The organism is Streptomyces sp. NPDC020597 (assembly GCF_044335095.1).
GTDB lineage: Bacteria > Actinomycetota > Actinomycetes > Streptomycetales > Streptomycetaceae > Streptomyces.
Genome location: NZ_JBIRUL010000021.1, coordinates 17662 through 42997, shown reverse-complemented (window position 1 = coordinate 42997; position 25336 = coordinate 17662). Strand labels below are relative to the sequence as shown.

General features: G+C 69.5%; 23 protein-coding genes and 2 pseudogenes. 15 read left to right on the top strand and 10 right to left on the bottom strand.

The features are described 5' to 3' along the window. The first annotated feature begins 237 nt into the window (after nt 1-237). A pseudogene (locus tag ACH4ZA_RS29175) lies at nt 238-707 on the top strand (NUDIX hydrolase). Between the two features lie 291 nt (nt 708-998). Here ACH4ZA_RS29175 and ACH4ZA_RS29170 read toward each other — a convergent pair. After that, a complete protein-coding gene (locus ACH4ZA_RS29170; RefSeq protein WP_398432362.1) occupies nt 999-2204 on the bottom strand; it encodes an alpha/beta hydrolase in 1206 nt (401 codons plus the stop codon). A 630-nt stretch (nt 2205-2834) separates the two neighbouring features. On the opposite strand from ACH4ZA_RS29170, the gene ACH4ZA_RS29165 reads away from it, so the two are divergent. Then, nucleotides 2835-3407, top strand: a complete 573-nt coding sequence (locus ACH4ZA_RS29165) for a dihydrofolate reductase family protein (protein WP_398432361.1) — start codon at nt 2835-2837, stop codon at nt 3405-3407. A gap of 30 nt (nt 3408-3437) precedes the next feature. Here the strand turns inward: ACH4ZA_RS29165 and ACH4ZA_RS29160 are convergent, their stop codons facing one another. After that, a complete protein-coding gene (locus ACH4ZA_RS29160; protein ID WP_398432360.1) occupies nt 3438-3566 on the bottom strand; it encodes a hypothetical protein in 129 nt (42 codons plus the stop codon). 127 nt (nt 3567-3693) lie between these two features. Next, nucleotides 3694-4341, bottom strand: coding sequence for a dihydrofolate reductase family protein (locus tag ACH4ZA_RS29155; RefSeq protein ID WP_398432439.1), 648 nt, complete (start codon nt 4339-4341; stop codon nt 3694-3696). A gap of 404 nt (nt 4342-4745) precedes the next feature. On the opposite strand from ACH4ZA_RS29155, the gene ACH4ZA_RS29150 reads away from it, so the two are divergent. Then, the gene (locus tag ACH4ZA_RS29150; protein WP_398432359.1) at nt 4746-5144 is read left to right on the top strand and encodes a hypothetical protein; all 399 of its coding nucleotides are present in this window, start codon (nt 4746-4748) and stop codon (nt 5142-5144) included. Nucleotides 5145-5163: 19 nt separating this feature from the next. Here the strand turns inward: ACH4ZA_RS29150 and ACH4ZA_RS29145 are convergent, their stop codons facing one another. Beyond that, on the bottom strand, nt 5164-5769 hold the full coding sequence (locus tag ACH4ZA_RS29145; protein ID WP_398432358.1) for a dihydrofolate reductase family protein: 606 nt from the start codon (nt 5767-5769) through the stop codon (nt 5164-5166). A 282-nt stretch (nt 5770-6051) separates the two neighbouring features. Here ACH4ZA_RS29145 and ACH4ZA_RS29140 point away from each other — a divergent pair, with 282 nt between their 5' ends. The 7 genes and pseudogenes from ACH4ZA_RS29140 to ACH4ZA_RS29110 all read left to right on the top strand — a co-directional run bounded on the left by ACH4ZA_RS29140 (nt 6052) and on the right by ACH4ZA_RS29110 (nt 13483). Then, nucleotides 6052-6825, top strand: a complete 774-nt coding sequence (locus ACH4ZA_RS29140) for an MBL fold metallo-hydrolase (protein ID WP_398432357.1) — start codon at nt 6052-6054, stop codon at nt 6823-6825. Between the two features lie 251 nt (nt 6826-7076). Further along, nucleotides 7077-7775, top strand: coding sequence for a GAF and ANTAR domain-containing protein (locus ACH4ZA_RS29135; RefSeq protein ID WP_398432438.1), 699 nt, complete (start codon nt 7077-7079; stop codon nt 7773-7775). Nucleotides 7776-8682: 907 nt separating this feature from the next. Further along, a pseudogene (locus ACH4ZA_RS29130) lies at nt 8683-9633 on the top strand (arabinofuranosidase catalytic domain-containing protein); the annotation flags it as partial. A 59-nt stretch (nt 9634-9692) separates the two neighbouring features. Then, nucleotides 9693-10625 carry an alpha/beta hydrolase family esterase gene (locus ACH4ZA_RS29125; RefSeq protein WP_398432356.1) on the top strand — a complete coding sequence of 311 codons (933 nt, stop codon included), beginning with the start codon at nt 9693-9695 and terminating at the stop codon, nt 10623-10625. 56 nt (nt 10626-10681) lie between these two features. Next, on the top strand, nt 10682-11641 hold the full coding sequence (locus tag ACH4ZA_RS29120) for an alpha/beta hydrolase family esterase (RefSeq protein ID WP_398432355.1): 960 nt from the start codon (nt 10682-10684) through the stop codon (nt 11639-11641). Between the two features lie 416 nt (nt 11642-12057). After that, entirely contained in the window at nt 12058-12453 is a 396-nt protein-coding gene (locus ACH4ZA_RS29115; protein WP_398432354.1) for a MerR family transcriptional regulator, read from the top strand. Nucleotides 12454-12559: 106 nt separating this feature from the next. Then, the gene (locus ACH4ZA_RS29110) at nt 12560-13483 is read left to right on the top strand and encodes an NADP-dependent oxidoreductase (RefSeq protein ID WP_398432353.1); all 924 of its coding nucleotides are present in this window, start codon (nt 12560-12562) and stop codon (nt 13481-13483) included. A 324-nt stretch (nt 13484-13807) separates the two neighbouring features. Here the strand turns inward: ACH4ZA_RS29110 and ACH4ZA_RS29105 are convergent, their stop codons facing one another. The 4 genes from ACH4ZA_RS29105 to ACH4ZA_RS29090 form a co-directional block, all read right to left on the bottom strand. Continuing rightward, entirely contained in the window at nt 13808-14260 is a 453-nt protein-coding gene (locus ACH4ZA_RS29105; protein ID WP_398432352.1) for a hypothetical protein, read from the bottom strand. Between the two features lie 290 nt (nt 14261-14550). Then, nucleotides 14551-15402, bottom strand: a complete 852-nt coding sequence (locus ACH4ZA_RS29100) for a hypothetical protein (RefSeq protein WP_398432351.1) — start codon at nt 15400-15402, stop codon at nt 14551-14553. Nucleotides 15403-15682: 280 nt separating this feature from the next. Next, nucleotides 15683-16636 carry a sigma-70 family RNA polymerase sigma factor gene (locus ACH4ZA_RS29095; RefSeq protein WP_398432350.1) on the bottom strand — a complete coding sequence of 318 codons (954 nt, stop codon included), beginning with the start codon at nt 16634-16636 and terminating at the stop codon, nt 15683-15685. A gap of 10 nt (nt 16637-16646) precedes the next feature. Further along, nucleotides 16647-17855 carry an NAD(P)/FAD-dependent oxidoreductase gene (locus ACH4ZA_RS29090; RefSeq protein ID WP_398432349.1) on the bottom strand — a complete coding sequence of 403 codons (1209 nt, stop codon included), beginning with the start codon at nt 17853-17855 and terminating at the stop codon, nt 16647-16649. A gap of 151 nt (nt 17856-18006) precedes the next feature. On the opposite strand from ACH4ZA_RS29090, the gene ACH4ZA_RS29085 reads away from it, so the two are divergent. Continuing rightward, nucleotides 18007-18204 carry a hypothetical protein gene (locus ACH4ZA_RS29085; RefSeq protein ID WP_398432348.1) on the top strand — a complete coding sequence of 66 codons (198 nt, stop codon included), beginning with the start codon at nt 18007-18009 and terminating at the stop codon, nt 18202-18204. 97 nt (nt 18205-18301) lie between these two features. Here the strand turns inward: ACH4ZA_RS29085 and ACH4ZA_RS29080 are convergent, their stop codons facing one another. Both ACH4ZA_RS29080 and ACH4ZA_RS29075 read right to left on the bottom strand, forming a co-directional pair. Next, nucleotides 18302-19597, bottom strand: a complete 1296-nt coding sequence (locus ACH4ZA_RS29080; protein ID WP_398432347.1) for a DUF418 domain-containing protein — start codon at nt 19595-19597, stop codon at nt 18302-18304. A gap of 326 nt (nt 19598-19923) precedes the next feature. Beyond that, nucleotides 19924-21135 carry a DUF418 domain-containing protein gene (locus ACH4ZA_RS29075; RefSeq protein ID WP_398432346.1) on the bottom strand — a complete coding sequence of 404 codons (1212 nt, stop codon included), beginning with the start codon at nt 21133-21135 and terminating at the stop codon, nt 19924-19926. Between the two features lie 164 nt (nt 21136-21299). Here ACH4ZA_RS29075 and ACH4ZA_RS29070 point away from each other — a divergent pair, with 164 nt between their 5' ends. From ACH4ZA_RS29070 to ACH4ZA_RS29055, 4 genes are all read left to right on the top strand, one after another. Then, on the top strand, nt 21300-21992 hold the full coding sequence (locus ACH4ZA_RS29070; protein ID WP_398432345.1) for a response regulator: 693 nt from the start codon (nt 21300-21302) through the stop codon (nt 21990-21992). After that, nucleotides 21989-23101, top strand: a complete 1113-nt coding sequence (locus ACH4ZA_RS29065; RefSeq protein WP_398432344.1) for a sensor histidine kinase — start codon at nt 21989-21991, stop codon at nt 23099-23101. Before ACH4ZA_RS29070 ends, ACH4ZA_RS29065 begins: the two co-directional genes overlap by 4 nt. A gap of 408 nt (nt 23102-23509) precedes the next feature. Then, entirely contained in the window at nt 23510-24670 is a 1161-nt protein-coding gene (locus ACH4ZA_RS29060; protein ID WP_398432343.1) for a DUF418 domain-containing protein, read from the top strand. Between the two features lie 194 nt (nt 24671-24864). Further along, complete coding sequence (locus ACH4ZA_RS29055; RefSeq protein ID WP_398432342.1) at nt 24865-25023, top strand: S1 RNA-binding domain-containing protein; 159 nt, start codon at nt 24865-24867, stop codon at nt 25021-25023. The last annotated feature ends 313 nt before the right edge of the window (nt 25024-25336 follow it).

Sequence of the window (25336 nt, the reverse complement as noted above, 5' to 3'; positions counted from 1 at the left end):
TGCCGGACTGAGTCCGGTGACTTTCCCGTGCACGAGCTGGAAGATCATTTCGGTCTCGACCCCACCTGGAGCCACTTCAGTTCCCGTGCGCTCCGACGCGGTGGGTGGCGCAGGAGCACCGGAGGCCGGGGCGTGGCCGACCGGCGTGCGCCCGGCCGGCCGCCGCGCATGCCTTCTCGCTCCATAACGGGCATGGACCTTGGACGTCGGGATACGGTCCGGTGGGAGGTGCGGGGAATGAGTTTCCGGCTGGCGGCCTACGCCGTGTGCCTCGAGGGTGGGCGGTTACTGCTCGCCCGTCACGTGTCGCCGAAGGGCGAGAGCACCTGGACCCTTCCTGGTGGCAGGGTCGAGCATGCGGAGGATCCGTTCGGCGCGGTGATCCGGGGGGTCGCGGAGGAGACCGGCTGCGACGCGGTGGTCGAGCGCCTGTCGGGTGTGGACTCCCGGGTGACTCCCGCGGCCGAACGCGTCCCCGGCGGACCCGAGCATCAGAATGTCGCGTCTTCCATCAGGTTCGCATCACGGGAGGCCGGCTGCGGCCGGAGCCGGACGGAGAGGTCGCTGAATCGGCCTGGACCCCGATTCCCGATGTCGCTGGCCCGCGCCGGTCATCGCTGGTCGACATCGGCCTTGCCCTGGCTCAGACGCTTCCGGCGACCGGCCACGTCGCCGCCGTCCCGGTCGGCGGTCTGATCCAGCACTGAGGCTTCAAGAACACCCGAGTCGACTGCCCCGCGGGCGGCGCAGTCGGCCGGTGGATCGGCCTTGCGGGGCCGCGACGTCCCCTCTTCGCATGAGTTCACGGACGGCGACCGGTTCGTCGGCTGGGCCTTGCGACAGAGGCTGCCATGAGGGATCGAGGCCGGTGTCGGCGCCGGCCTCGACCCGCAGCGCGGCGGTGATCACTTCGGTCCCGGCCGCCGGTGCCGGGCCGCACTCATCGCTCCGCGGCCCCGCCCCGCCTCGTCCCTGCGTGTCGCAGTGGCCCAAGGGCTTCATTCCAGTTCGCTGACCACACCGTCCGCGTCCATGACCCAGCTTCCGCTCTCGACGCCGTACACCTTCTTGTCGTCGAGCCATTTCCAGGACATCTGCTGCAGCATCTGGTTGGGCCGGCGTTCCCAGACCGGTTGGTGGTCCCAGCCCTCGACCCGGATCATCAGTTTGTCGGCGCCCGGAATCGCCTGGTAGAGGTCCGGAACGGAGAAGTGCAGCACCGGTCCCAACTCCACCGCCGTATTGGCCGTGGTGTCCCGGTCTCCGTAGACGATGCACACCGGCACAGCGGTGCCGAGCGTGGAGCCGTACGGCACCGTGCTCGTGTTCCAGCCCCACCAGAAGGAGTTGCGCCACCGCATGACGCCTTCAGGTGCCCCTGCGGTGGTGCCGCCCCACTTCTGGCCGAGGCTGTCGCAGTCCATGATGGTCTGCCACACGTGGTTGGCGAGGTCCTTGTCGCTGACGGTGGCCTGCAGGCTCCCCTTGCTGGTCAGGTTCATCGGAAAGCCGAAGACCGCGGGCGGCTTGGACTCGGGCTGGGTCGGCAGCCCCGTCCCGGGAGGCGGGGCGAAGGGCGCCTCGGGGTGTGTCGACCAGCGGCCGGCCGGGGGAAAGATGGGCGCGAGCAGGAACATGCCCGCCACGTCCCCGGGATGCTGCAGCGCGTACGGGCCCATGACGAACGAGGCCGCGGACCAGCCGATGAAGGCGACCTTCTCGTTGTTGCACCGGCCCCTGATGAACTTGACGACGGTGGCCAGTTCGTCCCATTCGCTCTGGGAGTTGCCCAGTTGGTGCGGGTAGGGCGCCGTCGGGGAGCAGGTCCCGGTGCCGGGATTGGTTTCCAGCAACCCCCGCTGTGCGGGGTTTGCGTTGCAGGGGTCCTCCATCTTCGGGCGGGGCGAGAGCCCGGATCCCTGGAGGTCCATGATGTAGACGTCGTAGCCCTTGCCCGCCAGGAACTGCGCCCAGCTGTAGCTGGTGTCCGGGTTGGGGGAGCTGCCTTTGGGAGGGAGCACGAGGTCGAAGCCGGGAAGGGCCGGAACGCTCCTGCCATGGAGCATGAGGACCGGCTTGGGCGTGCCGGCGGGCCCGGTGGCCTTCTTGTATTCCCGGACGAAGAGTTCGATCTCCTCGCCTGAGTTCGCCGGGATGGTCGACTTGTGCTTCACCTTGTGGTCGACTGGCGTCAGTTGTGGCATGGTCGCCTCCGATGACCGTTCGCCCTGAGGAACGGTTGTTCCCAGGAGGGCTCAGCATCTCCGCCGGCCCCGAGACGTACGGGGAGCCGGGACGGCGGGGCGCACGGATGCCGACTGATCGGGTGGGCGCCGCTCCTCCGATCGGCGGGGCGCACCCGGGGAGCGAATCGGCCACCGCGCTGCCGGCCCGGTCCGACACCCCGTCCTGCCACCGGGCAGTGCGCGCTGCCGGCGACGTGTGTGAAGCGTGAACCCATTCCGAATACAAGCGCCGCTCTGATCGACTTTTCGTCCACTCTTCCCGCGTGGCGCACACGGTGGAGTCGGACCGGTCCTCCGCTTGCCAGGTCTTTGAGCTGGGCCGTTTCGTTCAGATCACTGAGGCCGGCTGCGTCACAGTCCCGCATCACGCGGTGGGGCCTTCACCGCAAGTCGCTGTTGCACTGCCGGCAGGTGCCGCAGCCAGGGTGGCTCACGGCCCTACCGCCGGAACACACCGGGCGCGGACCGATGAGTTCCTTCATGATCAGCAGTCATAGATCATGGTTGATGCGCCACAGCCACCACCGTGGCCGAAGCGTCCACCGATGTGACCGCCGAGAACCGGATACGAGACCCCGAGGACCAAAGATGCGCACCTTGATCAGCACTGCCTTCATCTCGCTCGACGGCGTCGTGGAGGCCCCGGGCGGCGAGCCCGGCTACCGAAACTCCGGCTGGACCTTCAAGGACATCGAATTTGTCCCCGAGGCGTTCGAGATCAAGGGCCGCGAGCAGAAGGAAGCAACGGCGATGCTGATGGGCCGGACCAGCTACGAGGCGTTCAGCCCGGTGTGGCCGGAGATGGCGGACTTCGCCGACTACAAGTCGATGCCGAAGTACGTCCTGTCCACCACCCTCACCGAGGACGACCTGGTGACGAACTGGGGCGAGACGACGATCCTGCGCTCACTCGACGAGGTCGCCGCCCTGAAGGAGACCGAGGGCGGCCCGATCATCGTCCACGGCAGCGCCGCCGTGAACCACGGTCTCTCGGACGCCGGCCTGATCGACCGCTACCACCTGCTCGTCTTCCCGCTCCTGCTCGGCGCGGGCAAGCGCCTGTTCAGCGCCACGGACAAGGACGCCCAGAAGCTGAAGCTGGTCGAGCACGAGGCGTACGCCAACGGCCTGCAGAAGAACGTGTTCGACGTCGTCCGCTGACACGACTCCCGCCCCCGCCCGGTTGTGGCCTCATGGCATCACTCCCCGGATGCCGCGCTCGCGCAGGTGTTCGCGGATCGCGGGGGAGGAGTACACCTCGTCGGCAGCGAGATGGATCTTCGTGGTCAGTCCGCCGCGGAAGGTGCCAGGTGCACCCACCGGGTGCCGGTCTGAGCCCAAGACCGGAGGCCCTGTTGCGAGGCCAGCAGGTGAAGCGCCCACCACAGCGTCTGCCTACGAACACGCTCGCGTCGACCGTGCCGAGGTCACCGTGCCGTTTCCCGTGTCATCTGCGCCAGAAGAGGTGGTGCGTCACGCCACTCTGGCTGGGCACGACCTCCATGTGGAACCGGTCCAGCAGGTCTTCCGGCGAGTCCCACAGATGCAGGCCCGATCCGAGCCTCACCGGTGAGACGACCACGTGCAGGGTGTCGACGAGGTCGGCGTCCAGGAACTCCCGGATGGTGGTCACGCCGCCGCCGAGCCGGACGTCCTTGCCGTGCGCGGCCTCCCGTGCCTGCGTGAGAACGGTGGCCGGGTCGCCGTCCACGAAATGAAACGTGGTGTCGGAGAGCGTGAACGAGGGACGCTTGTGGTGGGTCAGGACGAACACCGGAGTGTGGAAGGGCGGCTCGTCACCCCACCAGCCGCGCCATTCGTGGTCGCGCCACTCGCCGCGCTGGGGTCCGAACTTGTTGCGGCCCATGATCTCGGCACCGATGTTGTGGCTGAAGTCGCGGGTGAAGTAGTCGTCGAGGCCCCGGCTTCCCCCGGGCTCGGTGCGGTTTGGCCAGCTCGCCGTGGCCCCGGCCCAGGCGAAGAGCTTTCCCGGATCGATGTCGTGGCCGAAGGGCCGTTCCAGGCTCTGGTCCTCGCCGGCGGCGATACCGTCGCTCGAGACGGTGAAGTTCTGCACTCGCAGCAGCTGTTCCACGTGCTCCCTCATCATGTTCTGTCGCCTCCCCGTACGGGCGATGCGTCCTACATCAGAATGTCGAACGGGACGTGGCTGGATCGACAGCGGCGCTCGAGTTCTTGCGAAGCGTTCCTCGCGCGACCGTTCGCCTGCGCCGTTCGGCGGCATCCCGCCGCGCACTGGAGCGGCACGGGGGCGAGACCCGGGAGCCCTCGGTCGCCTGCCTCAAACGATCTCCAGTACTGGAGCGCCGGCCCGCCGCACCACGAACAGGGCGGCCCACGGCCCGGCCGGACAATGATGCGGCGGCCTGTTCCGTGAACACTCATCGCTCGGTCATCGACGCCGTGCGTCCGTGGCGGGCGGCAGCAGCGCGCCGCGGAACCACTCCCCGAAAGGTGGAAGCGCGAGAAGGTCGGCGAGTGGTTGACCTTGCGTCCCGTCGGCGTACGGCCGGTCTGGAGACCTGGTACCTCGCCAACGCCAAGTACGACCCCGCCCGGCTGCTCCTGCTGGACGAGGCCACCTGCCTTCTCGACCCGGCCACCGAGGCCGTGGTCGAACACGCTTTCGCCGCCCGGCCGGCCACCCTGATCGTCTGCGCCCACCGGAGCAGCTCCGCCCTGCGTGCCGACCGCGTCCTCGTGCTGGACGGCCCCCGCCACCACCTGGGCACGAATGATCGCCTGATGGCCGACGGCGCCCTCCACCGCGACCTGATAGGCCACTGGGACCACACGACGACCGACACTGCGGACGCTGCCCCAGCGGCCGCGCGCCCCATCCGGCCGACGCGCACTGAGACAGCCCTGGACCGGTAGACGCCGTCACAGCCCTTGATCAGTAGCTGTCGTACGTGGGTTTGCCGTTCGGCCGGTAGACGCCGACGACGGTGCCGCCCTTGGTCGTCGTCACGCTGACCGGCTCCAGCGCACTGGGGATCGCTCCGTCGGCGAACAGCCGCTTGCCGGTGCCGATGATCACCGGATGGATGGTCAGCCGGTACTCGTCGACGAGGTCGTGCCGCATGAGGGTCTGGGCGAGGTCGCCGCTGCCGACGACGTTGAGATTGCCGCCGTCCGACGCCTTGAGCTGACGTACGGCCTCGACGGTGTCGCCCTGAAGCAGCGTGGAGTTCTGCCACTCGACGGACGTCAGGGTCCGGGACGCCACGTACTTGTGCATGCTGTTCATCCGGTGGGTGAACGGGTTGGCGGGATCGGCGGTCGGCCAGTACGACGCGAAGATGTCGTACGTCTTGCGGCCGAGCAGCATCGCGTCGGAGTCCTCGTACCAACCGGCGATGGCCGCGCCGACCTCCTCGTCGGCCACCGGCTTCTGCCAGCCGCCGTGCTCGAAGCCGCTCTCGGCGTCCTCGTCCGGACCTCCCGGCGCCTGCATGACGCCGTCCAGGGTCAGGAACGTGCAGACAATGATCTTGCGCATGGTGCGCTCCCTTCGTCGACGTGTTGACGGCAGGTACGCCGGAAACTCATCGGTGGCCTACAGCCACCCGGCCTCCCGGGCGATCTCCGCCCCCCGATCCCGCACCTTCGGCTGTCCGTCTGTCCCACGTGAGCTCGATGCCCACGCGTCGACCCATCTCCGGGAGGCCGCCGCGGCGACGTTCCTTTCCCTGAACAGTCACGGAAAAGCGATGAATCCTGGCGCGGATCGCGGTCACATCACCGTGACCGACCGATGGGAGTCGAGATGGGTGGAGTCGAGATGGGCAGACTGAACGAGGTGGCAGACGGTGTCTGGGTGCGCCAGAGCGAATGGGTCTGGAGCAATTCCATCGTGGTGCGCGGGGAGCAGGGGCTGCTTGTGGTCGATCCCGGCATCGAGGGCTCCGAGCTGGACCAGCTCGCCGACGAGGTGGACCGGCTCGGCGTGCCGGTGGTCGCCGGATTCTGCACCCATCCCCACTGGGACCACCTGCTCTGGCACCCCCGGTTCGGCGACGTGCCGCGCTTCGCCACGCCCGCCGCCGTTCACCTGGCCGGTGAAGCGCGCGAGCGAGCGCAGACGATGGCGGCACAGAACGCGTCGGGCATCCCCCTCGAGCTGATCGGGCTCCTCACCCCATTGCCCGCAGACGGGGGACCGGTGCCGGGCGAGATCATCGAGCATCAGGCGCACGCTGTCGGCCACGCCGCGCTGCTCCTCGCGGACCGCGGTGTCCTGCTCGCCGGCGACATGCTCTCCGACGTCCTGATCCCGCTCCTCGACCCTCGTCAGGACGATCAGGCGTGCGCCTACACGAGGGCACTGGACCTGCTGGACGGGGCCGCCAGGCAGGTCGACGTCGTCGTTCCCGGCCACGGCACCATCGCCGAGGGGCCCGAGGTGGCGGCCAGGCTAGCCGCAGATCGTGCCTACATCGACGCACTGCGTCGAGGAGAGGAACCCCACGACGCGCGTCTCGGGCCGCATGCGGACTGGCTCTTCGGCCCTCACCGGTCGAACGTGGAACAGGTCCGAGGACGGGAGGACCAGTGAGCGAGGGGAGTGCCTGACGGGTCCGGCCGGGCCGCGCCGACAGCGGCTGTGCCACCTGGGGAAGGGGCCGACGAGCTCCCGCATCAGGGCCTTTCCCGGCAGGACATCCGATCGGCACGCCACCGCCCGCTGTGAGGGCCTTGATCGTCCACCTCGGCGAACCTGTGCGGTCAGAGCACGGCGGTCTTCGCCGGGGCGATGAGGGTGGGGGTACTGTGGCTCGATCACTGATCGAGGCGGGTGGGTGGGTGATGACGGTGCAGTGGCGGGAGTACGCGGAGCAGATGGCGCTGCTGGCGCGCGATCTGTTGGCCCAGGAATCGGTACAGGCGACGCTGGACGAGATCGCGACGTCGGCGGTCAGGCTGGTCGAGGGCTGCGACGCGGCGGGGATCCTCGCGGTGCGCAAGGGCCGTGCGGTGACCCTGGCCGCCTGCGGAGACATGGTCCACGAGTCCGACCGCCTGCAAGCCGAGTACGGCGAGGGACCCTGTTTCGACCTCGCGCGCCGCAAGGACGGCGAGCGCCTCTACCGGATCGCCGACATGAACGAGCCGCAGCCGGCCTGGCAGCGCTACGCCGCGGCGGCCCGCAGCCTGGGCGTGGGCAGCATGACCGGGGTCCTGCTCTACACCGACAACGACGACTTCGGCGCGCTGAACCTGTACGGACGCCGCCCCGGCGCCTTCAGCAAGGACATAGAGACCGCGGGCTGGCTGCTCGCCTCGCACGCCGCCGTCGCCCTGGACAGTGCCCGTACCATCGACCAGCTCGAGCACGCCATGGAAACCCGGCACGCCATCGGCGAAGCCATCGGCATCCTCAGAGAGCGCCACAAGCTCAGCGAGGAAGACGCTTTCGACGTGCTGCGCCGCATCTCCCAGCACCACAACGTCAAACTGCGCGACGTCGCCCAGCGCGTCCGCACCGATCGCACCGGCCCGGCCTGACCAGCAGCCCGCCTGCGGACATGACGGCCTGAGGACACGACGGTCTGAGGACACGACGGCCTGAGCAATCGACGGCCTGAGCTATCGACGGCTGACGACGACAGCCCTCTGCCTCTCATTGACGCCGACAGCCGAGCATGCCGGTTTGCGGCCGGCCGGCGGTCTGGGGGCGGGGCCGGGGCGGGGCGCGAAGCAATGGCCGCTCGTCGGCTTCCGGGCGGTTCGCGCAGCGCAGCTGCGGCTACCGGTGCCCGTGCACGTATGCCGGGTTGATGCTGTTGCGCGGCGGTAAATCATCACATGTCTTGAGGTGGGCCCGTCATCGCCTGGCGACCAGGTGATGTGTGCGAAAGGGGCGAACCGGTTCTCTCGGGTCGCGTCGGTCGGAGCCCCTGCACTTGTGGCGCATCCACAAGGGGGAGGCGGTGGTATCGCCGTCCTGCGGGTGTCGGTGGCCGTGCTCGCACGGAAAAAACGCGACAGGCATTGACGACTGCGATGGGATGTCTATCATCCAGAGAGTCGAATTGACGACCCAAGCTCGAAATATCGAACGTGCGGTAAGAGCTCGGAGCGCCCAGCGCTCCGGCTCTCGCGCGGCAACGCAAGCGACGGCTCCCCCACCGCACCCGTACGGTCCGTACCGGTAAGGCCCTTGCTTCCCGCCGGCGAGCACGACCGGTGTCTCCTGACGTGCGGGCAAGGCCGTTGACCAGTCTTGGAGTTCGGCATGCCTTCGGTCCCTCCACGGCGACGCTCGTTCGTGCGGTACACCGACGTTCCCCCACCGACCGGCACACTCCACGTACGTCGTTCGGCGGCCAAGGCAGCCGCGTCAGTGGCGACTCTTCTGGTCGCACTGCTCGCCGCCCTGATCTCGCCGGGCCCGGCGTCGTCGGCGGCTGCCTCGCGTCCCTGTGACCTCTACGCCGCCGGCGGGACATCCTGCGTCGCGGCGCACAGCACCGTGCGCGCCCTGTACGCCTCGTACAACGGCAGGCTCTACCAGGTCAGGCGCTCCTCGGACAACGCGACCAGGGACATCGGGGTCGTGGCTGCCGGCGGTGTGGCGAACGCCGCGATCCAGGACTCCTTCTGCGCGGGCACGAGTTGCGTCATCACCTGGGTGTACGACCAGTCGGGTCACGGCAACCACCTCGGCTACCAGGGGCCGGGCGGCGTCGGAGGGTCCGACACCGCGGCGAAGGCCACGAGTGAATCGCTCACGGTCGGAGGCAGGAAGGCCTACTCCCTCTACATCAACGCAAAGAACAGCTACTGGCGTGACGGCCACCTGACGGGCGTGCCCACCGGCAGCGCCCCCGAAGGGATGTACATGGTCACCAGCGGCACGCACGTCAACAGCGGCTGCTGCTTCGACTACGGCAACAGCGAGACCACCCGGAAGGCCGACGGGCCGGGTGCGATGGACGCGATCAACTTCAGCACGTCATGCTGGTTCGGCGGCTGCTCCGGATCCGGGCCCTGGGTCCAGGCAGACCTGGAATACGGCCTCTTCCCCGGCGGCAGCACCTCCTGGAACCCCAAGCAGCGCGCCTTCACCGACAAGTTCGTCACCGCGACCCTGAAGAACAACGGGACCTCACGGTTCGCGATCAAGGGCGGCAGCGCCGGATCGGGCAGCCTGACCACGCTCTACGACGGCTCCCTGCCACGCGGGTACAGCCCGATGAAGAAGCAGGGAGCGATCATCCTCGGCAGCGGCGGGGACTGCTGCAACGGCAACACCAACCTCAGCGTCGGCACGTTCTACGAGGGGGCCATCGTCGCCGGTTACCCCTCCGACGCCACGGAGAACGCCGTGCAGGCCGACATCGCCGCGGCCGGATACCGCTGAGCAGGGGACGACGAACACCTCCAGCCTCACACCACGTTGGACGGACGAAGGAGTGGTAGATGCCCAAACCGAAGTTATGGCCCGCCCTGGTCGCGGCCCTTCTCGCCCTGGCCATGGCCACCGGCGGCGCGGCACTGCGCGGGGTCGGGGGTGCGGGTGAGCAGCACACGTCCCTGACGGCCGCCCACTCCGCCACGGCGACCGCCGGGTGCGGCAGGGCCCCGGGGCTGACGAACGGCACCCACACCCTGCAGGTCAACGGCAAGAGCCGCAGCTACATCCTGAAGGTGCCGGACAACTACGACAGGAACCACGCCTACCGGCTGGTCTTCGGCTTCCACTGGCTGGGCGGCTCCGCCACCGACGTGGCCACGGGCCGTACGGTCGAGAACGGCACGTGGGCCTACTACGGACTGCAGCGGCTGGCGAACAACAGCGCCGTCTTCGTCGCACCCCAGGGCCTCAACAACGGCTGGGCCAACTCCGGCGGCGAGGACGTGGCCTTCACCGACGCCGTGATCAACCAGGTCGAGGGCGCGCTGTGCGTCGACACCACCCGGCTGTTCTCCGTCGGCTTCAGTTACGGGGCCGCCATGAGCTACGCGCTCGCGTGCACCCGGGCGACTGTGTTCCGCGCGGTCGCGGTCCAGTCCGGGGGACAGCTCAGCGGCTGCAGCGGCGGCTCCCAGCCCATCGCCTACCTAGGCATCCACGGCATCCGCGACAACGTCCTGGGCGTCTCCGGCGGACGCGGCCTGCGCGACCGGTTCGTCCGCAACAACGGCTGCGCCGCCCAGAACCCGCCCGAGCCCGCGCAGGGCAGCCGGACCCACCGGGTCACCGCCTACTCCGGATGCTCCGCCGGACACCCCGTGAAGTGGGCCGCGTTCGACGAGGGCCACATCGCCGCACCACAGGACGGCGCCGGCGGTGACAGCGGCTCCAGGACCTGGGTGCCGGCCGAGGTCTGGAAGTTCTTCACACAGTTCTGAGGCACGTCATCCCCTCGTTCCGGGTGAGACAGACCCCCCATCCAAGGAGCTCGTTCATGTCCCTCCAGTCACGGTTACGCCACCTTCAGCGCGCGCTGCTGGCGACCGGTGCGGCCGCTGCGCTCGGCGTCGGCGCGCTCACCGGCACCGCACCGGCAGCGGCCGCCGCGGCGACGCCGGCAGCGGCGGCACTGACCGAAGTCACCGGCTTCGGCTACAACCCGTCCAATCTGAAGATGTACGAGTACGTGCCGCCGAACGCCGGTGCCCACCCGGCGATCCTGGTCGCCAACCACTACTGCGGAGGCTCCGGACCGGCCATGTACTCGGGCAGTGAGTTCGCCTCGCTGGCCAACCGGTACGGGTTCATCGTCGTGTACCCGTCGGTCACCCGCAGCAGCAAGTGCTTCGACGTGTCGTCACCGCGCGCCCTGACCCACAACGGCAGCAGTGACCCGGCGGGAATCGTGTCGATGGTGCGGTGGGAGCAGCAGCACCGGGGCGCGGACCCGAACCGCGTCTACGCCACCGGCTTCTCCTCCGGAGCGATGATGACGAACGTGCTGCTCGGGGACTACCCCGACGTGTTCAAGGCGGGCGCGGCGTTCTCCGGCGTGCCGTTCGGCTGCTTCGCCACCACGAACGGCTCGGAGTGGAACAGCGACTGCTCCGGCGGGAGGATCACCAAGACGCCCCAGCAGTGGGGCAATCTCGTGCGCGCCGCCTATCCCGGTTACACCGGGTCCCGCCCGCGCATGCAGGTGTGGCACGGCACGCAGGACACCACATTGAGCTACGTCGAGTTCGGTGAAGAGATCAAGCAGTGGACCAATGTTCTCGGTGTGAACCAGACGCCCGTCCTCACCGATCACCCCAAGCCGGCCTGGACCCGCACCCGTTATGGCGGCACCGCGACCACCGCCCCCGTCGAGGCGATCAGCGTTCAGGGAGTCGGCCACAACCTGCCGCAGAGTGGCATGCAACCGCTGGCCCTGCAGTTCATGGGTCTGACCTGACCTGACCTGACCTGCACCGCGACGAGCCCGGCTCGACGAGCTCAAGTTCCTGCCCGCCCCCTTCGTCACGCGGGGCCGCCGGTCGACACGACCGCAGGCGATCACCGGTGCAGGGGCGGGCGTTCCTGACCAACGGGTCCGTGGCGGGCGGAAGTTCTCTCCCGACCCGCCACGGACCAAGCGCACAGCAGCAACGCAGTTTGACGTCGCCTGGCCGCTGCGGCAGCCCGCCAGAGCTGCCGCAGCGCGAGGGGTGACGTGCTGTCGCCGTACCGAGGACGGTGCTCAGGCGTGTATGGACGAACATCCTCAGTCGGGGACCGGGGGTCACAACCCTGCGGCCGTGGAGGCGTCCGCGGGCGTCTATGACACGCCGGCGGTCTGAACGTGGAACACGCGGGCGTAGGCTCTCAGGGATGCGGATAGGCGAGTTGTCCAAGCGCACGGGCGTGAGTCCGCGCTCACTGCGGTACTACGAAGAGCAGGGCCTGCTGGCCAGTTCACGCTCCGACGCGGGGCAGCGTCACTATTCCGATGCTGCGGTCCAGCGCGTGTCACTCATCCGACAGCTGTTCGACGCGGGTATGTCCAGCAGGGTGATCGCGACTGTGCTGCCGTGTGTGGACGTCCCAGGTGACCTGGGCGTCGCCGAGGAGACGTTCACGGCGATGATGCGCGAGCGCGACCGGATCGACGCCGACATCGCGCACCTGATCGAGACCCGGGATGCACTCGACGTGCTGATCGGGGCCAACAGCCGACACCGGGCGGAGCTGTCCACGGCCCTGGAGCCGGTGGCGCGGTCGGCCTGATGTTGTGATCTGCATCTCAGCCGCTTGCCCCTCACATCAATGTCAGAGGTGAGGATGGCGACTACGCCCGGAATCACCGGGTCGGTCATACGAGAGGCGGCAGAGGATGGGGCAGGCGTGGGGTTTCGGCAGGTATGGCGGGCCCGAGGTGCAGGAGTTCTACGATCGTCCCGACCCCGTCCCCGGTCGCGGCGAGGTGCTGATCCAGGTCGACGTCGCCGGCGTGAATCCCCTTGACCACATGCTGCGTTCGGGTCTGGTCCCCGGGCTCGACGGTGGGCGTCCGTTTCCCCGCGTGCTGGGCATGGAGGCAGCCGGAACCGTTCTCGCCTGGGGCGAGGACGTCAACGGGCTCGAGGTGGGTGACGCGGTCTTCGGTTTCGCACTCACCGGCGGCGGCACCTACGCCGAGACGACGGTGCTGTCCGCGCCGAACACCGCGCGCATCCCGGAAGGCCTGTCCGCGACCGTGGCGGCAACGCTGCCGGTAGCCGGGACGACCGCAGTGGACGTGCTCGACCAGCTCGGGCTCCCGGCCGGTGCCACGGTCCTGGTCAACGGAGTCGGGGGCGGGGTCGGCCTCGCCGTCGCCCGGCTGGCCATCGGACGCGAGCTGCGTGTGATCGGCACCGGGAGTACCGCCAAACGCGAGCGCGCCGAGGCCATCGGTGTGCGGTTCATCGACTACACCGCCGCGGACGTCGCCGCCGCGGCACGCGAACTGGTTCCGGACGGCTTCGACGGGATCGTCGACCTGGCCGGCGGCACCTCGCTGCGGACGGTCGCTCCACTGGCCCAGGATCCCCGCAACGTCATCGCTGTGGGTGATATGTCTGTGCCCGATCTCGGTGGGCGTTTCGTCGAGCGACGCGTCGACCGCGAGAACCTGGAGCGGTCGGCCCGGCTGGCCCTCGACGGACTCCTCGAACCCGTGATCACCGCGGTCCACCCGCTCTCCGACGCCCCGGCCGCCCTCGCCACCGTCGAGAACGGTCACACCTCGGGCAAGGTCGTCATCAAGGTGGCATGAGAAGTGCCCGGCCGTCTGACGCTGCCGACCGTCCATCGCGAACTGACGAGAACCCGTGGTGAACGTGTCGTCAAGTACCGGGTTGAGCACGTTCAGGCGTGCGCCGACACGTGCGTGTGGGAACTTCCGGGGCCGCCCGCCCGGTCAGGAGGAGAGCCCGCCTGCCCCGACCTGGGGCCTTCGGCCTCGCTTGCGGCGATGGCCTCCGGTCACCCTCGACGGCCATGCCGGCTCTGTGCCGCGTCACCATGGGCGGCCTTCGCCGCCGCCCACCACCTGTCGTGGACGGGAGTGAGCCGGCTGGTCATTCGAGAGGGTGGGCGGTCAGTAGCTCCAGCTGTAGAGGCCGCCCCCCGCGTTCACCGCGGACACCGCAAGCCGGGCGACACCCTGCAGGACGGCCAGCAGGTCATCGTCGGTCATGTCGTCGCCGTCCTCGGACCGCAGCCGCGTGGTCCAGCGACCTGCGAGCTCTTCGAGTTCGGCGGGGCTCGCGCCGGCCAGTGCCCGGGTCAGCCGTCTCGGCAGGGCGAACACCTCAACGCCGTCGTTCAAGGGGGCGGTGACGTAGTCCGGCCACGTCCACCCGAGGAGCCGCTCGAGCGGCGGGGTCTCGGCCGAAGGCTCCTCGAAGTACATGTCCCATTCGGCGATGGCAGTGTCCGGCTCAATGAAATGGCAGATCACAGACGGGAAGGCCTTGCCGGGTCCCCGCAGCCGTGTCGCAGCGGCGGCCTCGTCGTCGGGAGCGAGGAAGAAGGCTATGTCATGGGCCATCCGAGCATGATCGCAGCCCGACGACCTGACACCGACGACGCCGGGGGGTGGTTATCTCGACCGGCTGCAGATCCTGCCGAACGTGGACGTCGTTCTCTCGCGTTGTTTCATCCCGGGATCCGCTGTTTGCTCTGAGGTGTCGGGTCGCGCCAGGAGACGATGTTCTCGCTGGTGAGGCGGCGGGCCGTCAGGTCCGCCAGCGCGATGCGAATCAAGTAGCCGCCGTCGATCCACGCCTGGCGGATGCGGGGATGTTCGGCGGCGACCTGGTCCGGGGGGTGACTGCCGGTTCACGAGCGCGGTCCCTTTTGCGTGGCGTCGGCCTCCGGAAGCGTGTCGCCTTCCGCGCGGAGTTCCTCCGAGACCTCGTACGCCCGACCCGGGTCGTAGACCGTCACCGTCGTGGCCGGTGAATACAGCGCCATGGCCCGGGGCGTGTATCGGTGGCTGCGGACGCCGTGGCGGACAGCCAGCTCGTCGACCGCGTCGACGGGCACGTGCCACAGGGCAGCCAGGTGCGATCGCGTCCACCATTCACCCGGGCATGCGAAGTTCCGGTCGACCTTCGCCAGGTACTCCACCGCTGCACCAGCCGAACCGAGTTGGCTGGTCAACCAGGTGAGCAATGCCTCTGTGTCCACCTGGGAGATCGGGGCCTGAAATCCCGGCTCGCACTGCACCGTTTCGCCACGCGTGTGCAACTCCACCTGGAGCGACTCTCGTCGGCCCAGCTTGAGCCCTTCGACTACGACAATGCGTCGCAGATCAGCCGCAGGGACGATCGACGAACGCAGGCAGCGCGCGATCACGAGGTGCTTCGCGTTTCCCTGAGGACGGAACTCGATCCACCGCACCATCGTGGCCGACACCGTGACCATCAAGGCCAGGGCGAGCCCGATCACGGCCAGGGCTGTCAACCCGAGACCGACCCAGACGATGGCCCATAGCAACCTGTACTCCGTGAGCACGGCGATCACCAGTACCGGCAGCAGCAGGGGGGTCGCCACCCACAGCGGAACGAGGACGCTCCCGCCGAGCGTGACACCGAACTGCCGGACACGACTCGGCACGAACACCAGCCGACCACCGTCTGCCGTCGCCGAAACAACTCCCGCCAGCGAGTTCGTGCTTCGAGTGGCCATGGGACAAATATAGGTATCAGTCGGTACATACGTAAGTGGTTCGAACAGCAGGCCGGTTCCACGTCCGAGAGGCCCCCTTTCGACCGCTCGCCGCGTGCGCCGATCGTCTTCGCCCATTGGAAGATCTCCGGCAGCTTCAGACACTGGACCACGGAACTTCTCACCCGGTGGGCGCATACTGCATTTGTCGAATACCGACACTCGCCGGACCTTGTGTACAGGGGGTCGGTGACCGCACATGAAACGCGGGCGCCGCGCCGAACGGCGGTTGGCAAGGGACTCACCACCGGGCGATGAGCGGCGTGTCCGGTTCGTGCTGCCTCCAGTCTTCGGTGAGGCGGACGAGGCGGGCGGGAGCGGCGATGCCGCGCACCGTTGCGATCTTGCCTCCTGCGATGTCGAACGTCACGGCGCCGGTGACCTGGTCGCCGATCACGAAGAGAATGGCGGGGGCACCGTTGACCAGCGCGTAGTGGACGGCGGGCGTGCCGCCGGCGAGTCGCCGTTTCGCGGGGGTGGGCTTGAAGCCGGCCCGTGCGACGGCGGCGACGCGCTGCGCGGTGTCGAACCGCAGCAGCTTCTCGGTCAGGCCGGCGCCGTCGGAGATCGCGGTGGCGTCGTCGGTGAGCAGCGCGACCAGCCGTTCAGTGCGGCCCGAGGAGGCGGCGGCGAGGAACTCCTCGACGATCCTGCGGGCGGATGCCGGATCGACTTGCTCCTCGCCGCGGCGCGCACCGGTGACGCGGCGTCGGGCCCGGTGGAGGTGCTGCTGGCTTGCGGACTCGGTGAGGTCGAGGATCTCGGCGATCTCGGCGTGAGTGTGGGAGAACGCTTCGCGCAGGACGTAGACGGCCCGCTCGACGGGTGACAGGCGTTCCATGAGCGTCAGTACGGCGAGGGAGACCGATTCGCGCTGCTCGAAGGTGTCGGCCGGGCCGAGCATCGGGTCGCCGTCGAGGAGCGGTTCGGGCAGCCAGGCGCCCGCGGTGCGTTCGTGGCGGGCCTGCGCCGAGCGGAGGCGGTCCAGACAGAGGTTGGTGACGACCTTCGTCAGCCATGCTTCCGGCACCTTGATCCGCTGCCGGTCGACGGCCTGCCAGTGCAGGAAGGCGTCCTGCACGGCGTCCTCGGCATCGACGGCGGAGCCCAGCAGCCGGTACGCCAGTGAGGCCAGCCGGTTCCGGCTGGCCTCGAACCGGCTGGTGTCGAAGCGATCGGTCGCGGTGTCGTCCACGCGGATCACCCTAGGCGGCTACGCGAGGCGCCTTGTCGGCGGACGCTTGCGGCGCGGCGGGCAGGCGGTGCTTGCGCTTGGGCAGCCCGAAGGTCGGGTGTGAGGTGGCCCACAGCGACATCCTGAGGATGGCCGCCTTGATCCGCGCGGCCCTCCTGCCGCCCACGTACTTCGGCTTTGCCTGCCCTTCGTCGTCGACCATCTGCAGGATCGCGTCCCGCCGCCCGAGGCTGATGTGGTTGCCCAGGTACTCCAGCTTGGTGTTCGGGACCGTGCGGCCGGTCAGGCGTCCCACGATCGCCGCCGTGGCCTGCATACCGGTGTAACCGGCCGAAGCGCAGGACATCGGCAGCGGACGGCCGTTGTCGCCGATGGCGTAGGCGCTGTCGCCGACGGCGTAGACGTTCGGGTGCGAGAGGGACCGCATGGTGCGATCGACGACGATCCGACCGTTCTCGGTGACCTCCAGCCCGCCCGCGGCGGCGATGCGGCTGACCGCGAACCCGGCGGCCCACACGGTTGCGTCGGACGCCAGGGCGGTGCCGTCGGCACAGAGCACCCGCGCCCCTTCGACGGCTTCGACCTCGGTGTGCTCCAGGACGGTGATGCCCAGCCGGTCGCAAGCCCGACGCAGGTGGCTGCGGGCTCCTGCTGAGAGGGGGGCGCCCAGCTCGCCGCGGGCAACCAACGACACAGACAGGCCGGGCCGCCTTTCGGCGATCTCAGTGGCGGTCTCGATGCCGGTCAACCCGTCGCCGACGACCAGCACACGCCCGCTTTCGCCCTGCCTGCCCAGGCTGTCCAGGCGCTCACGCAGGCGCAACGCCGAGGGCCGGCCGGCGACGTCGAAACCGTGCTCGGCCGCGCCCGGGATACCGTGGTCGGCACTGTGGCTGCCGAGCGCGTGGACAAGCGTGTCGTAGCCCAGCTCGCCGTCGCCGTCGCCGTCGGTCACGGCGACGACCTGGCGCTCGGGGTCGACGGCGGTGACACGGGCCAGGCGCAGCCGAACCCCCGTGCCCGCGAAGACGTCGGCGAGCTGGGGGGCGTCGATCTCCCGTCCGGCCGCGAGCTGGTGCAGCCGCAGCCGCTGGACGAAGTCCGGATCGGCGTTGACCACGGTGATCTCGGTGTCCGCCGGAGACAACCGGCGGGCCAGGGTCCCGGCCACGTAGGACCCGGCGTAGCCGGCGCCGAGGACGACGATGCGGTGCTTCATGTCTCGCTCCTGTCGGTTGGCTTGTTCCCGGTGACTTGAGCGGGACAGCCTCCCGATTGCTGACAGGATTCGCATGTGACATGGATCACAGGTTGAAAGGGGTGGTCCTCTGTGGTCCTCTGCTCATTGCGAACCAGTCCGAGGAGGGATCGTGATCCGGATCGAGCCGGTATGGACTTTGAAGAGCTGGGTTCGCGTTGCCGTCTTCCTCGCGTGGAGTGCCGTGGTCGGGCATACCGGTGGTGACGGCTGGTGGTTCTTTTTCAGCCTTCTGGTCTTGATCGCCCAGCTCGCGTATCTGCCCCGCACTGCGCCGTTGCGTCGGATCAGGCCCGGCAGCACGGGCTGACGGTCGCCAAGGGACAGCGCTTGTCACGGCGGCGTCCGGCCGGCGCTACGACCAACGTGCTTCCGTACAGGGGCCCACTGTGGTGCCCGCCCGAGGCTCAGCGGACGCGGCTCGCCAGTTTGGTGGCGGTGTTCAGGAGGTACTCCAGCGGTCCGCGGTGGAAGAAGCGGGACCAGATCGCCGCGAACAGGGTGGCTCCGACGACGAAGCAGAGCAGCAGCCCGAAGGAGGCGGACTGCGGTGGGGTCACCGCTTTGCCGGGCAGGGCGACGATCACCAGGATGTGGCTCACGTAGAGGGTCAGGGACATGGTTCCGACGGCGATGACCGGTGCTGCCAGTCGGCGCAGCGCCGGCAGCCGGTCCACGGCCACCGTCAGGCACAGGATCACGGTGACCGCGACACCCAGGCAGCCGACGAGGTCGAACGTGGAACCACTGTGCGGCTCGGCCGCCAGCAGCCCCCAGGCGTCGGGGCCCCACAGCCCACTGCCGACCGGCAGGTCGAAGGATCCCTCCGCCATGCCGGGATCCTGCATGGCAGAGGCGTCCTTGAGGACGTCGAAGTCCTTCAAGCCAGGCATCCCGGCCGTGATCGCCGTGACGCCGCCGGTCAACCGGAGCGCCAGCCACGAGACGCCGTATCCCAACGCGATCAGCGCGGGCCCGACCACGGCCAGCCGCCGCCGCACCGCGCCCGAGGACAGATCGAGCCGGCCCAGCGCCATGCCGGTGACCACGAACGTCATCCAGGTGATCGCCGGGTAGAAGCCGGTGAGCAGGAAGTCGAGCACGCCCACGCCGGAGAGGCGCGCGATCGGGTCGTAGGAGTCGATGGAGTGCACCATCGACTCGCTGAGCAGCGCCCGCAGGCAGTACGCCACCTGCGGCGCCACGACCGCGAGCGCGACCGCGATGAGCGCGAGCGTCCTGGCCCGCAGCCGCAGCAAGGGCAGGGCCAGCAGGAAGTACACCGCGTAGTAGTTGATGATGACGCCGCCGCCGAAGTCGGTCATCGCCAGCGCGGTTCCCACCACGAGCAGGATCAGGGCCCGGATCACGATCCTGGCCCTCGCCTGCCGGCCGGCCAGTCCGGTCTTCGGCTCCGGGCGTCCGGCGATCAGCATCAGCGAGAATCCGGCGAGGGTGGCGAACAGTGCCGAGGCCCGGCCGCTCGCCAGCCAGACGAACCAGGTGCCGGCGTCGTCGCCGGAGGTGGGGAAGGGGTTGAAGGGGCCGACGTGCACGGCGAACATTCCGAACACGGCCACGGCACGGGCGAGGTCCACCCCGACCAGCCGTGCGGTCGACGAAGGGCGTTTCGTCGCCGTGCCGGAGTCGGTCGCGGTCAAGGGCTGGGCAGGCGCCGTGTCGGCGCTTTCGATCTCGGTCACCGGGACAACCTTGCCGAGGCGGGGGCGATCGACCATCCGCCGGGCTTCAGGAGGTCACCCGCCGGTCGGTCGGCCGGGCCCCTCCGATCGGCGGGGGTGCGGTCTCGGCCGTACGAGCACGCCTGTGGTGGCCGAACCGGTCGCCGGGAGGCCACGGGTCGACAGGCTCAACGCGTCGACCACCGTGCCGGGCGGCTGCACGGCGGTCGACCATCGCGGCACTGCACGTCACTTCCCATCGATATGGATCACGCAGGCGGGCGGCGGGGTGACGTCCGAACTCGCGGCGATACGCCATCCTCGGGAAGTCGCCCACCCGACGCGCCTCATCGGATGCGCCGGGCCACTCCGGTCGCCCTGCCCATCAGCCACTCGAGCGGCCCCCGCGGGAAGAAACGTGACCACAGAGTGGCGAGGACGGTGACGGACGCGATGAAGCCGAGCAGGACGTAAAGCGGCGGCACAGTCAGTGCCTCGGTGTCCAGGAGCCAGATGGCGGCGATGTGGTAGACGTACGCCGTCAGCGACATCGAGCCGACCGCGATGACAGGCTTGGTCAGGCGGCGCAGCCAGGGCAAGGCGTCCATGGCGGCCAGGCACGCGGTGATCACCAGGATCGCCACACCAGTGGCGGCCACGATGGACAGGGTCGCCTCGCTGTGCGGGGCTGAGGCCAGCATCCCGGCGGGAGTGTCGCCGAAGATGCCGATGCTGTCGGGCGAGACGGACGACACCGACGACATGCCCGCCCCCTGCTCGGCCTCCCGGACGGCTTCGGCGGCACCGGGTACGAGACGCACCGCCAGCCAGGAACCGCCGTAGCCCGTGACGGCGAGGGCGACACCGGTGAGGGCGAGGCGCAGCCGGACGGCCGTGACAGCCAGGTCGCAGCGGGCCACAGCCATACCGGCGATCACGAACGGGACCCAGGTCAGGGCCGGGTAACCGCCGGTGAAGAACAGCGAGACGGGGCCGTCGGCCTGACCGTAGGAGAGGAACACGCGGCCGCCGAACACCGGCTTCAGCGCGTACAGCAGCTGCGGACCCACCAGGGCCCATCCTGCGGCGATCAGCGCCAGTGGCTTGGCGCCCAGCCGGTACAGGGGCAGCACGAGCAGGAAGAACAGTCCGTAGAAGGCGAGGATCGGCACGACCGGGGTGCCGGTCATGGTCAGCGCGGTGCCGAGGGCAATCAGGATCACGGCCCTGATGACGACCTTGGTGACGGCCTGGCGACCGGCCAGGCCGGTCTTCGGTGTGCGGCGACCGGTGATGAGAGCGACCGCGAAGCCGGCCAGGACGGCGAACAGGGCGGAGGAGCGGCCCTGCGCCAGCTCCATCAGGAAGCCGATGACACCGCCCTGGCCCGGGGCGGGGCCCACGTGGACCGCGTACATGCCGAACACGGCCAAGCCGCGGGCCAGGTCCAGCCCTGTCAACCGGCCCACGCCGGGCGCGCCGTCCGGGCACTCGCTCCGCTCGCGTTCGGGGGATGGCGTGCCGGCCGTCAGCGGCGGGGAGTCTGGGTGATGGGTCATGACGCTCAGGCTGGAGACCGGGCCGATCATGGACCATCCGGCAGAAGGCTGCCGTGTCCCTGCCGAGTGGTGGGTGCCACCCCGCCGTGTGGCTGGAGCTGCCGCCCCGCCGCACTGCAAGGGCTCTACATGGCTTTAGGGTCGAGTCGACATGGCCGGACGGCATGGATGAAGGTGAGGCGGAGCGTGTGATCCGGGTAGTGGTGGTCGACGACGAGGCGCTGGTCCGCTCGGGCTTCGAACTCATTCTGGGCGCGTCCGAGGACATCGAGGTCGTCGCGACCGCGAGCGGCGGCGACGCCGTCGAGACGGTCCGGCGGGAGCGGCCGGACGTGGTGCTGCTGGACATCCGGATGCCGGACGTCGACGGGCTCACCGTGCTGCGGGAGCTGAGGGCGAGGCCGGACGCCCCGGTGGTGGCGATGCTGACCACGTTCGACGCCGACGAGTACATCCTGACCGCACTGAACTCCGGCGCGGCCGGTTTCCTGCTGAAGGACACCGAGCCGGAGCAACTCGCACACCTGGTGCGGACCCTCGTCGCGGGCGGAGTGGTGTTGTCGCCCAAGGCGTCGCGGACGCTGCTGCACAGCCACCCCGGCACCGGGGCGGCGGTCGACGAGGAGGCCGCGCGCGTCCGGCTGCTCACGGCGCGGGAGCGTGACGTCCTCGTCCTGGTGGCGGAGGGGTTGTCGAACGCCGACGTCGGAGCCCGCCTCCACCTCGGCGCCGGCACGGTCAAGGACCACGTCAGCGCCATCCTGACGAAGCTGCGGGTGACCAGCCGGGTGCAGGCCGCGCTGCTGGCGCAGCGGGCCGGTCTGCTCGACGAACAGCCACGGTCGGGCACCGGATGAGCCGTGCACGTGCCGTATGGCAGCGGGTTCCCGCGCCGGTCGTCGACATCGTTCTGGTTGCGCTGGCGGCCGTGGACGTGCGGGTGGTCAGCATGTGGGAGCACACGCGCCCCGAGATGGCGCTGGCCGCGGCCGGCTGTGTCGCGTTGGCGTTCCGGCGCAGGTTCCCGCTCTGCGTGTTCCTGCTCACCCTCCCCATCGCGCTGATGCAGGAGGTCGCCTTCGCCGTGCTCGTGGCGCTGTTCACCCTGGCGGAACGCTCCCGCGACCGTCGTCTCCTCGTGGTGTGCGTCGTCCTGGCCGCCGTCGCGAGCAGTACGCCGTGGCCTCTGGCCGAGGCGGACCGGACCATGACGCTGGTCTTCTTCGTGTACGGCCTGGCCACCAGCGTCGCCCCGGTCCTGTTCGGCCAGCTTCTCCAGGCGCAGCGGGACCTGGCGCGGCGGCTGGTCGAGGTCGAGGAGGCCAGGGAGCACGAGCGGACCCTGCACGCTCAGGCCGTGCTCGCCCGTGAACGCGCGCAGCTGGCAAGGGAGATGCACGACGTCGTCTCCCACCAGGTCAGCCTGATCGCCGTACGGGCCGGGGCGTTGCAGGTCGCCGCCAAGGACACGGACGCCAAGGAGGCCGCCCGCACGATTCGTTCGCTGAGCGTGACCACGCTCGACGAGCTGCGCACCATGGTCACCCTGCTGCGCGCCTCCGGCGGCAACGCCACCGAGCTGACCCCTCAGCCCACCCTGGCCGACCTGCGCAGACTGGTGGCATCCAGCGGCACCCACACGGAGCTGACGGGTGAGCTTCCGCCCGGCGTGGGCACGCCCGCCCAACGCGCCCTCTACCGCACCGTCCAGGAGGCGCTGACCAACGTCCGCAAGCACGCCCCCGGCGCCAACGCCCGCGTCGAACTGTGGCAGGACGGTGACGGCATCGGAGTGACCGTCACCAACACCCCTCCCACGCGCCCCTCCCTCTCCCTGCCCGGTTCGCAGCAGGGCTTGGTCGGTCTGCGGGAACGGGCCGAGATCCTGCACGGCACTCTGGACGCGGGCCCGACCGAGCAGGGCGGCTACCGGGTGCGGATGAGGATTCCCCTCAGCGGGGACTGACACACTGTTGGATCGGTCTGCGACCGCCGACCGGTGCGGCCGCACATACGCGCCCGGTGCCTTGACCGTCGCCCGCGCGGACAGGGACGTCTCATCGTCGTCGGTGCGGTGTCGGGTCCACCCCCGCCGAGCGGCTGTACGGCACCGCCCGTCCGGTCGCACCGGGCCGACCGATCAGGAGGAGACTGCGCCGGTCGGCAGGGCGGTACCCGCCGATCGGCGGGGGAGAGCCCGAAGACTGCCGGATGGTCCGCTCCCGGACACCTGCGCGAGGTTCTCCGTATGACACAGACACAGCCGCCGCAGGAGACTCCGGCTCCGCAGGAGGCGTCAACTCCGCAGGAGAACTCGCCTCCACCGCCCCGAACGTTCCCCGAGTCAGCCTCGCCGGCCTCGCCCGGTCCCTCGATGGGACGCCTCGTCGGAGTGGACCTGGCACGCGCGCTGGCGGTGTTCGGCATGTACGTCGTGCACATCGGCCCCCCGCTGTCCGCCACACACGGCGTCGCCAGCTGGATCCGATACATGTCGGACGGTCACTCGTCGGTCCTGTTCGCCACCCTCGCCGGGTTCTCGCTGATGCTGATCGCAGGCCGCCGGGAGCCCAAGACCGGTCTGGCCGGCCGGCAGGCGAGGGCCCGCATCGCGATCCGCTCGGTGATCCTGCTGGCGCTGGGCACCGTGCTGGCGATCGAGTACGGCGGAGTCATCATCCTCGGCTTCTACGGGGTCTACTTCCTCCTCGCCCTGCCCCTGGTGCGACTGCGCGCCATGACGCTCGCGCTCATCGCGGCCGCGTTCGCCCTCGTGACACCGCAGCTGGCGTTCGTCCTCACCTCGCTGCTGACGCCCTCGGTCCAGCAGAGCATCAACGCCTACGACCCGCTCCGCCACCTCAGCGAGGTCGGCGTGCTCGATCTGCTGCTCACCGGTTTCTACCCGGCGCTCACCTGGATGTCGTTCGTCATCGCGGGCATGGCGCTGGGCCGCCTCGACCTCTCCTCCGGAACCGTCCACAAGCGCCTGGCCGCGCTCGGCGCCTCCCTCACCGCCGTCGCCTACGGCATGTCCCTGCTGCTCGCGGGCAACGGCGCGTTGCGCAGCCTCGCGGAGGACGGGCCGTCGTCCGGCGGCGCCGGGCCGATGCCGCCCGGCAGCGGGTCGATGCCCATCGACGGCGGGTCGTTCCCCGACATGCCGGCTTCGTCGCTCCTGGCGGCCGGGCCGCACAGCGGCACCACGTTCGACATCATCGGCAGCGTCGGAATCGCGATCCTCGTGATCGTGGGCGCCACGGTGGCGATGGACCGCCTGCCGCGGCTGCGCCGCCTGGCCAAGCCGGTCATCGCCGTGGGCACCATGTCCCTGACCGCCTACGTCGGCCACTTCCTCGCACAGAGCGCACTGTCCACGCCCGCCGGAACCGGTACCCAGCAGTCCTGGCTGCCCCTGATCATGTACGTCCTCGGAGCCATCCTGTTCGCCGCGATCTGGTCCCGGTTCTTCCGGCGCGGCCCCTTGGAGTACCTGCTCAACGCCGCCACCAAGCCCGCGAAGCACATCCGATGAGACCCGGCCGGGGTGGGACGCCTCCACACTCCACCCCGGCCCGGACCGCTCAGTGATCCTGCCCGGCGGCAGAGAACGAACCGCGCTGACGGTGCCTCATCTAGGGTGTTCGGTGATCTGTGCGCCGAGCGGGGGCCTGCCTTACGCCACGGGCATGAGTGAACACGTCGGCTACGGGAGATGCACTCTGCCTCGTGCACACCAGCGAGCTGGATGAATCGACCCCGGTTGTCGTCGCGGTCGGCGACGTCCTTACCGTGAAGATCATTGATGTAGATCAGGCCCGGCGCCGCATCGCTTTGTCGCAGACGCAGGCCGGCACACCCCGCGAAGAGGAAGATCGCCATTCCTGACGAGACGGTTGCCCATACCTCCAAGGACGACGCCCTCGGGGCCGCCTGGTGGACAGAGGACTCCGAGCGCTGGCGGCTTCTGCACTTCGAAGCAGCCCACGACGCTGACGGCCTGCCTCTTCACCGGTGGTGGAGGGACCGCAGGGACGTCCTGGACGCGCTCGTCCTCACCCCGGGACCGGTCGACCACGACTTCTCCCACTTCCTGCTGGAGCAGGAGACACGGTTCCACCGCCACTGCTGGGGCTTCAGCCACACGATCGAGATCGCCGCGCTCCTGCTCGCCGAGCACCGCCGACCCGATGACATCTGG

Coding starts and splice junctions, on each gene's coding strand:
- ACH4ZA_RS29170 (WP_398432362.1), bottom strand. CDS start 2,204: ATGCCACAACTGACGCCAGTCGACCACAAGGTGAAGCACAAGTCGACC.
- ACH4ZA_RS29165 (WP_398432361.1), top strand. CDS start 2,835: ATGCGCACCTTGATCAGCACTGCCTTCATCTCGCTCGACGGCGTCGTG.
- ACH4ZA_RS29145 (WP_398432358.1), bottom strand. CDS start 5,769: ATGCGCAAGATCATTGTCTGCACGTTCCTGACCCTGGACGGCGTCATG.
- ACH4ZA_RS29140 (WP_398432357.1), top strand. CDS start 6,052: ATGGGCAGACTGAACGAGGTGGCAGACGGTGTCTGGGTGCGCCAGAGC.
- ACH4ZA_RS29135 (WP_398432438.1), top strand. CDS start 7,077: ATGACGGTGCAGTGGCGGGAGTACGCGGAGCAGATGGCGCTGCTGGCG.
- ACH4ZA_RS29125 (WP_398432356.1), top strand. CDS start 9,693: ATGCCCAAACCGAAGTTATGGCCCGCCCTGGTCGCGGCCCTTCTCGCC.
- ACH4ZA_RS29120 (WP_398432355.1), top strand. CDS start 10,682: ATGTCCCTCCAGTCACGGTTACGCCACCTTCAGCGCGCGCTGCTGGCG.
- ACH4ZA_RS29115 (WP_398432354.1), top strand. CDS start 12,058: ATGCGGATAGGCGAGTTGTCCAAGCGCACGGGCGTGAGTCCGCGCTCA.
- ACH4ZA_RS29110 (WP_398432353.1), top strand. CDS start 12,560: ATGGGGCAGGCGTGGGGTTTCGGCAGGTATGGCGGGCCCGAGGTGCAG.
- ACH4ZA_RS29105 (WP_398432352.1), bottom strand. CDS start 14,260: ATGGCCCATGACATAGCCTTCTTCCTCGCTCCCGACGACGAGGCCGCC.
- ACH4ZA_RS29100 (WP_398432351.1), bottom strand. CDS start 15,402: ATGGCCACTCGAAGCACGAACTCGCTGGCGGGAGTTGTTTCGGCGACG.
- ACH4ZA_RS29090 (WP_398432349.1), bottom strand. CDS start 17,855: ATGAAGCACCGCATCGTCGTCCTCGGCGCCGGCTACGCCGGGTCCTAC.
- ACH4ZA_RS29075 (WP_398432346.1), bottom strand. CDS start 21,135: ATGACCCATCACCCAGACTCCCCGCCGCTGACGGCCGGCACGCCATCC.
- ACH4ZA_RS29070 (WP_398432345.1), top strand. CDS start 21,300: ATGGATGAAGGTGAGGCGGAGCGTGTGATCCGGGTAGTGGTGGTCGAC.
- ACH4ZA_RS29065 (WP_398432344.1), top strand. CDS start 21,989: ATGAGCCGTGCACGTGCCGTATGGCAGCGGGTTCCCGCGCCGGTCGTC.
- ACH4ZA_RS29060 (WP_398432343.1), top strand. CDS start 23,510: ATGGGACGCCTCGTCGGAGTGGACCTGGCACGCGCGCTGGCGGTGTTC.